Below are 13272 nucleotides of genomic sequence, written 5' to 3'. Positions count from 1 at the left end.
AACAGCCAGCGCAAGCCGCATCCCTGTCGGGCAAGCCCGTCGTCAAGCCGGCCGATCCGTCCCCGCTTTCGGCCGCGCCAACACTCCAATCACTGAACGGTCCAGCTTCGGCGTTCCAGATCGAGGAAACAGCGGTGATCAGAAGAGGCGTAGCCCTTCACCATGCCTGCCGCATGCTCGCAGGGCCGTGTCCAGCCCAGGCTACGCGTTCCGAAGTTCGTGGCCGGTACGCCAAAAACGGCGAAGAGCCTTTTCAGGCTCGCCTGCACCAACCAACCCGCTGAATTTAAAAGAAGGGAGGGTGGTGCCCAGGGACGGAGTCGAACCGCCGACACGGGGATTTTCAGTCCCCTGCTCTACCAACTGAGCTACCTGGGCATCTCGGCGCCGCTTGGTGGGTGACCGTTTCGGTCGGTGCGGCGCGTCGTGTGGGGCGCTTTTTAGAGAGGTTCGGACGGGCTGTCCAGAGGAAAATTCAAAAAATTTTCGACCCCGCTCACAGCCCCTCGTCGGGGTCGGATCCGCCGGGCACATCGGCGGTTTCCGGGCCTTCGATGCGGTAGACTCCGCCCAGCCAGCGCGACAGGTCGATGTCGGCGCAGCGCTTGGAACAGAAGGGGCGGGTGGCCGGCTCGGTGGGGCGGCCGCAGATCGGGCAGTTGGTGCCCGCCTTGGTGCCCGCCTGGGCCTGGGGCTGCGCATGGGGCTGGGAGCGCTGCGGTGCGCCGGGGGAGCGGGAGTCGGTCAAGGGAAGGCCTCCGTAACGAACTTAAGCAGTCAGGGCCGCAGCAGGGCCGCCAGCGGCGTGCCGCGGCGGGCCCGGGTCAGTTCGACCAGACCCAGTTTGGACATGCCATAAACTTGGGTCTGCACCGGGTCGCTTTCCACCGCCTGCGACAGTGCGGCCAGCACACGCTCGGCATCGCCGCGGCTGCGCATGTTGACGAAATCCACCACCACGATGCCGCCGACATTGCGCAGGCGAAGCTGGCGCGCGATCTCCGCCGCGGCGTCGAGGTTGACGTCCAGGGGGTTGCCGCGCTCCCCGGCATTCACGTCGACCACCGTCAGCGCCTCCGTCCGCTCGATCACCAGCGAACCGCCGAGCGGCAGCGGCACCCGGACGTCGAGCAACTCGGCAATCGCAAAGTCGAGGTCGCGCAGGTCGAACAGGCGTTGGGCGTCGGTGTGGCCGCCGAGGCGCGGCAGCAGGTCGGGGGCGTGGTGCCCGCACCAGTCGCGCAAGGCCGACAGCAGCGGCCCATCGCCGATCCTGATCCCGCCAGCGGGCGGCGGGTCGTCGACCAGGATGGCGGCCGGGGCGGCCGCCCCTTGCTCGATCAGGGCGCGGGTGGGGGCGTCGGGGCCGGGATGCAGCAGGCGCGGGGCGGAGCCGGCGCGGGCATCGTCGCGGATGGCGCGCCATTGCAGGTGCAGCGCCTCCGATTCGGCGGCCAGCAGATCGTCGGATACCTGGGCGGCGCCGGCGCGCACGATCCAGCCGGCGCCGGTGGCGAGCTGTTCGATGCGGCGGGCCAGTGCCGTCCGTTCCGGACCGGAGCCGAGGCGCTTCGACACCGCGATGTCACGGCCGAGCGGGGCATGCACCAGGAACCGGCCGGGCAGGGTGATGTCCATCGTCAGCGATGGACCCTTGGCCCCGGCGGCGTCGGCCTTCACCTGCACCAGCACCGGCTGGCCGGTGCGCAGCAGCGCGCCGATGGGGGCCGGCTTGGCGCCCGGCCGATTGGCGCGCGGTTGTGGGGAATCGTCGTCGAGGACGGGACGGCGCACGTCGGCCGCCGGCAGCAGGCCGGACAGGCTGTTCCCGAGATCGACGAAGGCGCCGTTCAGGCCGGTGGCGATGCGCTCGACCCGGCCGAGGATGATGGCGCCGAGCAGCGACGGGCGGCCGGCATGGTCGATGTGCAGGTCGGTCAGGCGGCCGTCGGTCAGCACCGCCGCCCGCGTCAGCGGGCCGTCGCGGTCGACCAGCAGCTCAAGCCTGCTCATCGGTCGGATGGGGGATCGGGGGGTGCGGGAAGCCGGCGCCGTGCAGCATGCCGGCGACCTCGTGCAGCGACAGCCCGACGACGTTGCTGTAGGAACCGCCGATCCAGCGCACCAACGCCCCCGCCCGGCCCTGGATGGCATAGCCGCCGGCCTTGCCCTTCCATTCGCCGGACGCGATGTAGGCGTCGGCTTCCGACCGGTCGAGCACCTTGAAGGTGACGTCGGTGCGGACCAGCCGGTCGATCCGGCGGTGACCGTCTCCGTCGGGCACCAGCAGCACGATGCCGCCGATCACCCGGTGCCGCCGGCCGGACAGCAGGGACAGGCAGCGTCGTGCCTCCTCCTCCCGTTCGGCCTTGGGCAGGATGCGGCGGCCACAGGCGACCACGGTGTCGGCAGCGAGAATCCACGAGTCGGGATGGCGCGCGGCGACGCACGACGCCTTCTCCGCCGCCAGACGTAGGGCGTGCTGGGGCGGGAGTTCGTCGCGCAGCGGCGTTTCGTCGAGATCGGCGGGATCGACCGCGTCGGGCACGATGCCGATCTGGCGCAGCAGGTCGAGCCGGCGGGGCGAGGCCGAAGCCAGCACCAGCCGGGGCGCCTTGGACGGGATCGTCACGGGGAACCGCGATGCAGCAAGGATGCTACTTGAACCGGAAGGTGATGCGGCCCTTGGTCAGGTCGTACGGCGTCATTTCCACATTGACGCGGTCGCCCGCCAGGACGCGAATCCGGTTCTTACGCATCTTGCCGGAGGTGTGCGCCAGAACCTCGTGATCGTTGTCGAGCTTCACCCGGAACATCGCGTTCGGAAGCAATTCGACGACGGTCCCGGAAAACTCGATCAGATCTTCCTTTGCCATAGGCCCTTATGTCCGTCCTAATAGTTTCGCGGCAATAACTGACCTTCCAAGGCCGCCGGGTCAAGGGGGATTCCCACCTCCGATGCGTTCGGCCGCAGCCATTCGCGCGGGGCAGCCCCGCGTTGCGTGCCGGAAATACCCCTCAACCCGCGTCCCGTCAGACCGACTGGTAGGGGTTGAGTGGCGATGCACCGCCTTCTTCCAGGCGGCGCGGCTGGTCCATCGCCTTGCCGATCGCCGCGAACATCTCGCGCTGGTCGATCTCCATGCGGCGGGTCAGGCGGCCGACGGTTTCCGCCGCACTGAGCGCACGGCCGCTGGATCTGTCGTGGAACAGGTTGTGATTCGCCTTCGCAGCACTGGGCAACAGGTCGGCGGCGACCGCGCCCGGTGTCGATTCGGCGGCTCGGATCAGCTTCGCCGCCCCGCCGGAGCCCAGAACATAGGCCATGCGGCTTTCCAATTCGCTGGCCGGGCGGCCCAGCCGCTTCTCCAGCGCCTCGCGCCCCTCGGCCAGATAGCGGGCGGCCATGCCGGCCGACAGGTCGACGTCGTGGCGAAGCTCCAGGATCTGGCGGCGGATCGCCGGATCCTTGACGCTGGACACCCCGTTGCGGACCTGGATGTGCGAGGCCAGCTCGCCCTGGCCATAGGCGGCGCCATGGCGGCGGAACAGGTCGAGCCAGGTCGATTCGAGGAACTGGAACGGGCCGGCGGCCGAGCTGCGGCTGTTCTTCGCCGCACTGTCCAGCCCGCTCTCCTGGGTCGCCTGGGCGAGGATGGCGGTGAAGCTGTGGCCCGACAGGCCGGCGACCTGCTGCGAGGCGACCAGCACCCGCGTGGCGGTCGGATCCTCGGCCGCAACGGCCTTCACCGCCTCCGCCACCTTGGCGGAGCTTGGGGCCGGTGAAGTCTGCGCCGGTGCCGCCGGCTTCAGACCGGGCAGGGGCGCGCGCGGCGCTGCGGTCTCCGCGGACGTGGAGTCGGAGGCCATCAGGACCGGCGCTTCGGGCTTTGCGGCGGGAACCGGCACTGTGCTGCCGTCGGCGAGGCGGATGGGGGTGACCGGCTTGGCCGCGGGCAGGGGAACCTGGGTCCCGTCGCCCAGCAGGATCGGGGCCGGCGGCTTTGAAGTCGGCAGGGGGGCGGCCGGCAATGGCGGGGTCTTCTGACCGTTCGCCGGCCGGCCGACCGGCACGGTCCCGGCGCCTGTCCGGGTGGACTGGACCAGCGTGTCGCGGAAGGACGGCTCGCCGACGCTGCCGTCGGTGAGCGCGGGGGAGGCGTCGGGCTTGCGCTCCGGAACGGGGGCGAGAGGGGGCTGCGCAACCTTCATGGCACACACTTCGCTACGGACCGGCCGAGCCTGCCGGGAGAAAGCCCCGTCTTTCCATGCCCCACGAGCGTGGGCATGGCCGGACGGATGCAGGCACTATAGCACCAACTCGTCAGCGATGTGCGATCAACTGTGGGCGCGGGGCGTCGTCCCCGGCCTCATCCCCGCCGGGGAACGGATGGCCGGCCAGCGGATCATCAGGCAGCGGATCGTCGGGCAGCGGATCATCGGGATGCGCGACGCGCGCCCAGCGGCCGATGGCGGCCAGCAGCTTGGATTTTTCCAGCGGTTTGGCCAGATGGGCGTTCATGCCGGCCTGCAGGCAGCGTTCGACCTCGATCTGCATCACGCCGGCGGTCAGGGCGAGAATCGGGATGCGGCTCACCGGGCCGGGCAGGGCGCGGATGCGACGGGTGGCCTCCAGCCCGTCCATCACCGGCATCTGCACGTCCATCAGCACGAGGTCGTAAGGCTGCTCCTGCACCGTGGCCACCGCGGCGGCGCCGTCGTCCACCGCGTCGACCCGATGGCCGGCCCTGGTCAGCATGGTCACCGCCAGATCGCGGTTCATCGCCAGATCCTCCGCCAGCAGGATGCGGGCGCTGGCGACGCCGGACTCGAGAGGGGACAGGATGGCGCTGTCGGGCTGGATCGCGGCGCTGCCGGCGGGCAGCAGAGGCAGCGAGAACCAGAAGGTGCTGCCGGTGCCGAGCTGGCTTTCCATGCCGATCTCCCCGCCCATCAGCTCCACCAGCCGGCGGCAGATCGCCAGCCCCAGCCCGGTGCCGCCGCGCCCGCGCTCCAGCTGGGTGAAGCGCTGGAACAGGTCGCGCTGCCGTTCGGGGGCGATGCCGATCCCGCTGTCGGTGACGGTGAAGGTGCAGATGCGGCCGCCGCCCTTGCTGCCGTCCTCGATCGCCTTCACCGTCAGGCGGACCGAACCGCGGTCGGTGAACTTCACCGCGTTGCTCAGCAGGTTCAGCAGGAGCTGGCGCAGCCGGTCGGGGTCGCCCATGACGAAGCCGCGGGCGGTGGCCGAGATGCCGGTCTGCAGCTCCAGCCCCTTCTGTTCCGCGGCCAGCCGGACGATGGCGACGCAGCGGTCGGCCAGATCGTCCAGCCGGAAGGGCACGCTGACCAGGTCGAGCCGCCCCGCCTCCAGCTTCGACAGGTCGAGCACGTCGTTGATGACGGTCAGCAGCGACCGTCCGGCATCCCGCACCTGCGAGGCGTAGCGCCGCTGTTCGGCGGTCAGCGGGGTTTCCAGCAGCATTTCCGCGAACCCGATCACGCCGTTCATCGGCGTGCGGATCTCGTGGCTCATGGTGGCGAGGAATTCCTCCTTGGCGCGGCTGCCGGCCCGCGCCTCCTCCATGGCGGAGCGCAGCTCCTGCTCGCGCTGCTTCAGGCGGCGCGACATGTTGTTGAAGGCATGGGAGACGACGCGGAATTCGTGGGGGGCGCGGTCCGCCTCGATCACGGTGCCGCCGCCGCCGTCGCCGATGCGGGTGGCCGCGGTGCCGAGTTCCCACACCCAGCGCAGGACCGAGGCGCGCAGCAGCACCCAAAGGGCGGTGACGCTGACCAGCGCCGCGATGGCGAGCAGGCCCAGGCTCTGCCACAGGTCGCGCCGGGCCTCCGCCAGGATCGGCCCGGTCGGCATGCCGACGGCGAAGACGGTGTCGGTCTCGTCCGAATGGCGGAAGGCCCACAGCCGGCCACGGCCGTCGGCGCTTTCCGCATCCAGCGTGCCGTCCTTCTCCTTCAGCATCTGCCGGATATGCGGCATGTTGCCGATGTTGCGGTTCAGCCAGCCCTCAGGATCGGGCTGGCGGGCGACGATCACGCCGTGGCGGTCCAGCACCATGACGCGGGCGTCCGGCTGCTTCATCACCTTCACCAGATCGGTCAGCCAGGTGAGGTCGACCGCCACGCCCATGACGCGGACGATCCGCCCATCCTCGATGATCGGGCTGGCGACGATGATCAGCGGCTTCAGCGAGCGCTTGCCGATGATGAAATCGCTGACCACCCAGCTTCTGGTGTCCAGCACGCGCTGGAAATATTCGCGTTCCCGCAGGGTGATGCCGGCACCGGGGCCGGTGGTGTCGCAGATGATGTTGCCGTCGGCGTCGGTCAGCCAGACGCCGGTGGTCCAGCGGTGCTGGCGCGGCATCGGCGCCAGGGTGGCGACGCAGGCGTCGGTGTGGTCCATCGTCGCGTTGCGGATGGCGGGCACCAGCGACAGCACGCCAAGCAGGTTGCGCGCCTCGCCGATCAGGTCGTGCTGGCGCTCCACCCCGTCGTCGGCCAGATGCTGCACCAGCTCTCGCGCCGCGTCGATGTGGTCGTCGAGCTGCTGGTCGGCGAGATAGAGCGTCCCCCCCAGCGGCAGCGCCAGCGAGGCCAGCACCACGCCCATCAGGCGGGCGCGCAGGCTGCGCGGGCTGAAGGCGCGGAGCAGGCGGTGCATCGGACCTGCGGGCATGGATGACGGCTCTCCGCGGGAATGTTCGTCTACGCCCCCCGAGCCTAAGGCGGCTCAGGGTGCGTTGCGATGACACAGCTCAATAGCACTGGCGGGGACGCGAAGTGAACACGGAGCCGCGCAAAAAGTTGCAGAATACCAATTTTATTACCGACCATGCCGTGTGGTGGGCGATTAGACGGGGCGATTAGACGGGGTGACCGTCAGACGGTCGGCCCGCGGGACAGCGGGAAGCGCTGCTTCATCTTGGCCATCAGGCCGTCGCGGACCTGGCGGTAGGCTTCCAGCATGGCGTCGCGGGTGCCGTCGACCAGGGTGGGGTCGAAGGTGTTCCAGAACTCCACGTCGCAAGCCATGGTGCGCGTCATCTCGATGGCGCGGTGCTGTGCCTCCGGCGACAGCGAGACGATCAGGTCGAAGTTGGTGTCCTCCAGATCCTCGAAGGTGCGGCAGCGGTGCTTGGACAGGTCGATGCCGATCTCCTCCATCACCGCGACGGCGAAGGGATCGACCTCGTCGCCCTCGCGGACGCCGACGGAATCCACATAGACCCGCGTGCCGTGGTAATGGCGCATCATCGCCGCCGCCATCGGCGAACGGATCATGTTGTAGGTACAGGCGAACAATACGCTCGTGACCGGCAGAGGGGTGAGGACCGGGGTCGCCGCCATGGCCTTGCCCGGTCCGTCAGCCGCGAATGTGCAGGACGCAGATCAGCGTGAACAGCCGGCGCGCGGTCTGCAGGTCCATCTCCACCTTGCCGGCCAGCCGTTCGCGCAGCATCTCGGACCCCTCGTTGTGCAGGCCGCGGCGGCCCATGTCGATGGCTTCGATCTGCGACGGCGTCGACCGCTTGATGGCGGCGTAATAGCTCTCGCAGATCAGGAAATAGTCGCGGACGATCGACCGGAAGCCGGTGATCGGCAGCATCAGCCGGTCGAGTTCGCTGTTGTCCTCGCGCCGGACGTCGAAGACCAGCCGGTTGTCCTCGATCGACAGATGCAGGTGGTACGGCCCGTCCTCCGCGAACTCGCAGGGGCAGAACTCGTTGTCCTCCAGCAGGTCGAAGATGGCGACGGCGCGCTCATGCTCGACCTCCGGCTTGTGGCGGACGACACTCCGCTCGTCGAGCGTCACATGGGTGATGCGCCGCTTGCTTTTCGTCGTCACGCCCCGCCTCCCCCGCAGTCTTCAGTCTTTGTAGAACTTATTCTTTATAGTTTGGCAGCCGCTGGGCGACGGAGCGCGCATGCGCCTCCAGCCCCTCGGCCATCGCCAGCGTCACCGCCGCCGGGCCGATGGCCCGCAGGCTGTCGGCGTCGCAGGCGACGAAGGTCGTCCGCTTCATGAAGTCCAGCACGTTGAGGCCGGAGGAGAAGCGGGCGCTGCGCGCCGTCGGCAGCACATGGTTGGGACCGGCGACATAGTCGCCGATGGCCTCCGGCGTGTAGCGGCCGAGGAAGATGGCGCCGGCATTGCGGACCTTCGCCGCCAGCGCGTCCGGATCCTCGACGGCCAGCTCCAGATGCTCCGGCGCCAGCCGGTCGACCAGGGCGGGGGCATCGGCCATCAGGTCGCCGACCAGCACGATGGCGCCATGCTCGCGCCAGCTTTCGCCGGCGATTGCCGTGCGCGGCAGGGTCTCCAGATGCCTGTCCACCGCCGCGGCCACCGCGTCGGCGAAGGCGGCATCGTCGGTGATCAGGATCGACTGGGCCGAGGTGTCGTGCTCGGCCTGCGACAGCAAATCCATGGCGATCCAGGCCGGATCGTTGTGGCCGTCGGCGACCACCAGGATCTCCGACGGGCCGGCGATGCTGTCGATGCCGACGAGGCCGTAGACCTGCCGCTTGGCGGCGGCGACGAAGGCGTTGCCGGGGCCGACGATCTTGTCGACCGGCCGGATCGTCGCCGTGCCGTGGGCCAGCGCCGCGACCGCCTGGGCACCGCCGATGCGGTAGATCTCGTCGATGCCGCAGCGCTTGGCGGCGGCCAGCACCAGCGGGTTGATCGCCCCGTCCGGCGTCGGCACCACCATGACGACGCGCTCGACGCCCGCCACCTTGGCCGGCAGCGCGTTCATCAGCACCGAGGACGGGTAGGAGGCGGTGCCGCCCGGCACATAGAGGCCGACGGCGCCGACCGCCGTCCAGCGCGCACCCAGCCGCACGCCGGCGGCGTCGCGGTAGTCGGTGACCTCCGGGATCTGGCGGCGGTGGAAATCCTCGATCCGCTGGGCGGCGAGGTCGAGCGCCTCCAGCGTCTCGGCCGAGCATTTGGCCGTGGCCGCGTCGATCTCGTCCCGGCCGATGCGCAGGGTGTCGGCGGTCAGGGTCTGGCGGTCCCAGCGGGCGGTGTAGTCGATCAGCGCCGCGTCGCCGCGGCTGCGGACCTGCTCGATGACGCCCGCGACCAGCGTCTGGACATCCTCGCTGGCCTCGCGCTTGGCGTGCAGCAGCGCCTCGAAGCCGGCGGCGAAGTCCGCGTCGCGAATATCAAGCCTGACGGGCATTCACCGCCTCCCGGAACTTGTCGATCCACTGAGAAATCTCGGCCGTCCGCGTCTTGAAGGCGGCGCGGTTGACGATCAGGCGCGAGGTGACGTCGGCGATATGCTCCACCTCCACCAGCCCGTTGGCCTGCAGGGTCGAGCCGGTGGAGACCAGATCGACGATGCGGCGGCAGAGGCCCAGCGTCGGCGCCAGCTCCATGGCACCGTTCAGCTTGACGCATTCGGCCTGGACGCCGCGCGCGGCGAAGTGACGCTTGGTCACCTCCGGGTATTTGGTGGCGACCCGCACATGGCTCCAGCGCGACGGATCGTCGCTCTCCAGCATCTCCGCCGGTTCGGCGACCGACAGCCGGCAGGCGCCGATGCCGAGGTCGAGCGGGGCGTAGATCTCCGGATAGTCGAACTCCATCAGCACGTCATTGCCCGCCACGCCCAGATGGGCGGCGCCGAAGGCGACGAAGGTCGCCACGTCGAAGGAGCGGACGCGGATGATGCTGAGGTTCGGCACGTTGGTGGCGAAGCGCAGAAGCCGGCTCTTGTCGTCGTCGAAGGCCGGCTCCGGATGGATGCCGGCATGGGACAGCAGCGGGCGCAGCTCCTTCAGGATGCGGCCCTTGGGCAGGGCCAGCACCAGCTGGTCGTCGACAGGAACCTCGGCGGCCGGCAAGCCCAGGGCGCTGGTATCGGCGGACAAAACACTCTCCTCGCATCGCTCGCCGGGGCGGTGTGGGGGCCCCGGATGAACCATCGCCGCGATAGATAGCACATTCCGGGCGCCCGTCACCTGTCGCTGTCGCGACCGCGAGATTTAACGGGAAAAATATGCTCAATGAGGAATTTCACACAAACCGCAAAAATGGGTTTGACCAAACTCCATCAAAAGGGTAGATAAAAATCCATGGACGCCCCGCCGGGCATCCCGCGGCAATTTGACTTCTGCAGCTTGCGCCGCGTCACCAAACGCTAAAGCGCCACGATACCGGTCGTGGACCTCTTCAAGAAGGAGAGACCGGAATGACATCGCGAGTTTCCGCTCCCCCATCCGCGCTTCGGACCGCTTTTCCGGCCTGCATGATGCGCTCGGGCCTGTGTTGCCGCTGACATCGCGGCCCCAAGACACAGCGCCCATTCCGCACATCCGCCGATCCTGACCATCAGGTCCCGAACGCATCTGCGCCGCCGCCCCGCCATGACGAGGGCCGCCCGCGCGCCCAATCCCATCTGGGGGGAGCAGTCCGCCATGTCCCACGCCAACGCCTACGCCATCGAAGTCCAGGGCCGCTCCGCCGGCATCGTCGTCGCCGAACGCGGCGGCTTCACCTTCTTCGTGTCCGATTGGGCTTTCCGCGATCTCGACCGCCGTGTCTTCCGCAATGTCGGACAGGCCCAGCGCGCCGCCCACCAGCATTGCAGCCGGCTGCCCGACACCCGCCGCCGCTGAACCCCGATAAAAGCCCGCTGCCAAGAAACCCGCTCCAATAGCCCGCTGCTGAAAATCCTGAGGAAAGACCCGATGAAGCGTATCCTGATGTCGGTGGCCGTCGCCGCCGGCCTGCTGACCGCCGCGACCTCCGCTTTCGCCGCTCCGCTGAAGCTGGGCGTGTCGGCCGGCCCCTATGGCGAGATCCTGGAATTCACCGCCAAGCTGGCCGCCAAGGAGGGCATCGAGGCGCAGGTGATCGAGTTCACCGATTGGAACATGCCCAACGCGGCGCTCCAGGCCGGCGACATCGACGCCAACAACTTCCAGCACCAGCCCTTCCTCGACAATCAGGTCAAGCAGCGCGGCTACGACATCGTCTCCGTCGCCAAGAGCGTCGTGGTGCCGATGGGCGTCTACAGCAGCAAGGTGAAGGCGCTGGCCGACCTGAAGCCGGGCGCGTCGGTGTCGATCCCCAACGATCCCACCAACGGCGCCCGCGCCCTGTTCCTGCTGGCCAAGGCCGGCGTGATCGGGCTGAAGGAGGGCGCCGGCCTCAACACCACCATCGCCGACGTGGTGAACCCGAAGGGCATCAAGCTGGTGGAACTGGACGCCGCCCAGCTGCCGCGCTCGCTCGACGACGTGGATGCGTCGGTCATCACCCTCAACTATGCCGTGCTGGCCGGGCTGGAGCCGAAGAAGGCCCTGGTGCTGGAGGATGACCAGTCCAAGTGGAACCTGGTGTGGGCGGTCCGCAAGGATCGCATAGAAGACCCGACGATCAAGCGCTTCATTGCGCTGTATCGTTCGCCCGAAGTGCGGCAGTTTATCGAAACGCGCTTCAACGGTTCCATCATTCCGACGTGGTGAGGGAGGCTGGGGGACGCTGGACGTCCCCTTTTGCCGATTAAAAGATGATAACGCTAACAAACATTCACAAGACTTACGCGGCGCGCGGCGGTGGGGCTCCGGTCCATGCGCTGACCGACATCGACCTGTCCATCGAACGCGGCGAGGTCTTCGGGATCATCGGCCGGTCCGGCGCCGGCAAATCCACGCTGCTGCGCACGGTCAATCTGCTGGAAAGCCCGAGTTCGGGCAGCGTCACGGTGGACGGGGTGGAGATGACCGCCCTGTCGGCGGCGGAGCTGCGCAAGGCCCGCCATTCCATCGGCATGATCTTCCAGCACTTCAACCTGCTGTCCTCGCGCACCGTCTTCGACAATGTGGCGCTGCCGCTGGAACTGGCCGGTACCCCGAAGGCGGAGATCCGCCGGACGGTGGAGCCGCTGCTCGACCTCGTCGGGCTGGCCGACAAGCGCGACCGCTACCCGGCGGAGCTGTCGGGCGGGCAGAAACAGCGCGTCGGCATCGCCCGCGCGCTGGCCAGTAAGCCGAAGGTGCTGCTGTCGGACGAGGCGACCTCCGCACTCGACCCGGAGACGACGACGCAGATCCTGCATCTGCTGGGCGACATCAACCGGCGGCTCGGCCTGACCATCGTGCTGATCACCCACGAGATCGCGGTGATCAAGGAGATCTGCCACAAGGTGGCGGTGATGGAGAATGGCCGGGTGATCGAGCAGGGGCCGGTCTTCGACATCTTCGCCCACCCCAACCACCCGACCACCCGCAGCTTCGTCGATCCCGTCATCAACCGCGGCATCCCCGACAGCCTGCGCGACCGGCTGTCGCCCCAGCCCGGTTTGGGGAGCAACCCGGTGCTGCGCATCACCTTCACCGGCGCGAAGGCGACCACCCCGGTCATCAGCGCCATCAGCCGCCAGCTGAACCTGGACCTGAACATCTGGCACGGCCAGATCGACGAGATCCAGGGCGCGCCGTTCGGCACGCTGGTGGTGGAGGCGCTGGGCGATCAGGCCAAGGTCGATGCCGCCATCGCGCTGGTGAAAGAGAACAATCTGGGTGTCGAGGTGTTGGGCCATGCTCTCCCCGCAAATCATTGACCTGCTGATCAAGGGGCTGATCGACACGCTGCACATGGTGGCGGTGTCGGGCGCCATCGGGACGCTGATCGGCCTGCCCATCGGCGTGATGCTGGCCGTCACCGGCCGAGGCGAGCTGTTGCAGAATTTCGCCTTCAACAAGGTGATGGGGGCGGTGGTCAACATGACCCGCTCCACCCCCTTCATCATCCTGGTGGTGGCGATCATCCCCTTCACCCGGCTGATCGCCGGCACCTCCATCGGCACCAACGCCGCCATCGTGCCGCTGACCGTCGCCGCCGCCCCCTTCATCGCCCGCGTGGTGGAGAATGCGGTGCGCGAGGTCGACCGCGGGCTGGTCGAGGCGGCGCAGGCGATGGGGGCCACGCCGTTCCAGATCATCCGCAAGGTCCTGCTGCCGGAAGCCCTGCCGGGCATCGTCGCCGGCCTGACCCTGTCGGCGGTCAGCCTGGTCGGCTATTCCGCCATGGTCGGTGCGGTCGGCGGCGGCGGCCTGGGCGATCTCGGCATTCGCTACGGCTATCAACGCTTCCTGCCGGAGGTGATGCTGGCGGTGGTGATCGTACTGATCGTGCTGGTGCAGATCGTCCAGTCGACGGGCGACCTGATCGCCCGCCGCGTCAACAAACGCAATCTGAAGTCCTGACCCCCCAAAAGACCTGACTCAAGA

14 protein-coding genes and 1 tRNA gene are annotated in these 13272 nt (G+C 68.5%); 4 read left to right on the top strand and 11 right to left on the bottom strand.

The annotated features are described in order from the left end of the window. Positions 1–302: 302 nt before the first annotated feature. From ACWPN3_RS06905 to hisG, 11 genes are all read right to left on the bottom strand, one after another. Positions 303–378 (bottom strand) — tRNA-Phe (locus ACWPN3_RS06905). A gap of 118 nt (positions 379–496) precedes the next feature. Further along, positions 497–748, bottom strand: a complete 252-nt coding sequence (locus ACWPN3_RS06900; RefSeq protein ID WP_492243860.1) for a DNA gyrase inhibitor YacG — start codon at positions 746–748, stop codon at positions 497–499. A gap of 29 nt (positions 749–777) precedes the next feature. Continuing rightward, the gene (locus ACWPN3_RS06895; protein WP_492261192.1) at positions 778–2013 is read right to left on the bottom strand and encodes a ribonuclease E/G; all 1236 of its coding nucleotides are present in this window, start codon (positions 2011–2013) and stop codon (positions 778–780) included. Then, positions 2000–2632, bottom strand: coding sequence for a Maf family protein (locus ACWPN3_RS06890; protein WP_492243862.1), 633 nt, complete (start codon positions 2630–2632; stop codon positions 2000–2002). Before ACWPN3_RS06890 ends, ACWPN3_RS06895 begins: the two co-directional genes overlap by 14 nt. A 25-nt stretch (positions 2633–2657) precedes the next feature. Further along, positions 2658–2876: a translation initiation factor IF-1 gene (gene infA / locus ACWPN3_RS06885; protein ID WP_012977999.1), complete on the bottom strand. Its 219-nt coding sequence runs from the start codon at positions 2874–2876 to the stop codon at positions 2658–2660. 157 nt (positions 2877–3033) lie between these two features. Then, on the bottom strand, positions 3034–4212 hold the full coding sequence (locus tag ACWPN3_RS06880) for a lysozyme family protein (protein WP_492261191.1): 1179 nt from the start codon (positions 4210–4212) through the stop codon (positions 3034–3036). 112 nt (positions 4213–4324) lie between these two features. Then, a complete protein-coding gene (locus ACWPN3_RS06875) occupies positions 4325–6700 on the bottom strand; it encodes a hybrid sensor histidine kinase/response regulator (RefSeq protein WP_109450589.1) in 2376 nt (791 codons plus the stop codon). A 203-nt stretch (positions 6701–6903) separates the two neighbouring features. Next, positions 6904–7371, bottom strand: a complete 468-nt coding sequence (locus tag ACWPN3_RS06870; protein ID WP_109450592.1) for an arsenate-mycothiol transferase ArsC — start codon at positions 7369–7371, stop codon at positions 6904–6906. 16 nt (positions 7372–7387) lie between these two features. After that, the gene (locus ACWPN3_RS06865) at positions 7388–7870 is read right to left on the bottom strand and encodes a UPF0262 family protein (RefSeq protein ID WP_109450594.1); all 483 of its coding nucleotides are present in this window, start codon (positions 7868–7870) and stop codon (positions 7388–7390) included. Positions 7871–7907: 37 nt separating this feature from the next. Continuing rightward, positions 7908–9212, bottom strand: a complete 1305-nt coding sequence (hisD, locus tag ACWPN3_RS06860; RefSeq protein ID WP_492243866.1) for a histidinol dehydrogenase — start codon at positions 9210–9212, stop codon at positions 7908–7910. Next, positions 9196–9906, bottom strand: coding sequence for an ATP phosphoribosyltransferase (gene hisG, locus ACWPN3_RS06855; RefSeq protein WP_425290399.1), 711 nt, complete (start codon positions 9904–9906; stop codon positions 9196–9198). Before hisG ends, hisD begins: the two co-directional genes overlap by 17 nt. Positions 9907–10452: 546 nt before the next feature. Here hisG and ACWPN3_RS06850 point away from each other — a divergent pair. From ACWPN3_RS06850 to ACWPN3_RS06835, 4 genes are all read left to right on the top strand, one after another. Next, positions 10453–10653, top strand: a complete 201-nt coding sequence (locus tag ACWPN3_RS06850; protein WP_492243867.1) for a hypothetical protein — start codon at positions 10453–10455, stop codon at positions 10651–10653. A 72-nt stretch (positions 10654–10725) separates the two neighbouring features. Continuing rightward, positions 10726–11505, top strand: coding sequence for a MetQ/NlpA family ABC transporter substrate-binding protein (locus ACWPN3_RS06845; protein WP_109050373.1), 780 nt, complete (start codon positions 10726–10728; stop codon positions 11503–11505). Positions 11506–11549: 44 nt separating this feature from the next. Further along, positions 11550–12602: a methionine ABC transporter ATP-binding protein gene (locus ACWPN3_RS06840; protein WP_492243868.1), complete on the top strand. Its 1053-nt coding sequence runs from the start codon at positions 11550–11552 to the stop codon at positions 12600–12602. Continuing rightward, a complete protein-coding gene (locus tag ACWPN3_RS06835; RefSeq protein ID WP_109450600.1) occupies positions 12580–13248 on the top strand; it encodes a methionine ABC transporter permease in 669 nt (222 codons plus the stop codon). Before ACWPN3_RS06840 ends, ACWPN3_RS06835 begins: the two co-directional genes overlap by 23 nt. The last annotated feature ends 24 nt before the right edge of the window (positions 13249–13272 follow it).

It is taken from the genome of Azospirillum sp. UENF 111221 (assembly GCF_058780625.1).
The sequence above is the reverse complement of the archived record's forward strand: the minus strand, read 5'-3'. Positions and strand labels throughout refer to the sequence as shown.

Coding starts and splice junctions, on each gene's coding strand:
- ACWPN3_RS06850 (WP_492243867.1), top strand. CDS start 10,453: ATGTCCCACGCCAACGCCTACGCCATCGAAGTCCAGGGCCGCTCCGCC.
- ACWPN3_RS06870 (WP_109450592.1), bottom strand. CDS start 7,371: ATGGCGGCGACCCCGGTCCTCACCCCTCTGCCGGTCACGAGCGTATTG.
- ACWPN3_RS06845 (WP_109050373.1), top strand. CDS start 10,726: ATGAAGCGTATCCTGATGTCGGTGGCCGTCGCCGCCGGCCTGCTGACC.
- ACWPN3_RS06895 (WP_492261192.1), bottom strand. CDS start 2,013: ATGAGCAGGCTTGAGCTGCTGGTCGACCGCGACGGCCCGCTGACGCGG.
- infA (WP_012977999.1), bottom strand. CDS start 2,876: ATGGCAAAGGAAGATCTGATCGAGTTTTCCGGGACCGTCGTCGAATTG.
- ACWPN3_RS06880 (WP_492261191.1), bottom strand. CDS start 4,212: ATGAAGGTTGCGCAGCCCCCTCTCGCCCCCGTTCCGGAGCGCAAGCCC.
- ACWPN3_RS06835 (WP_109450600.1), top strand. CDS start 12,580: ATGCTCTCCCCGCAAATCATTGACCTGCTGATCAAGGGGCTGATCGAC.
- ACWPN3_RS06875 (WP_109450589.1), bottom strand. CDS start 6,700: ATGCCCGCAGGTCCGATGCACCGCCTGCTCCGCGCCTTCAGCCCGCGC.
- ACWPN3_RS06840 (WP_492243868.1), top strand. CDS start 11,550: ATGATAACGCTAACAAACATTCACAAGACTTACGCGGCGCGCGGCGGT.
- hisD (WP_492243866.1), bottom strand. CDS start 9,212: ATGCCCGTCAGGCTTGATATTCGCGACGCGGACTTCGCCGCCGGCTTC.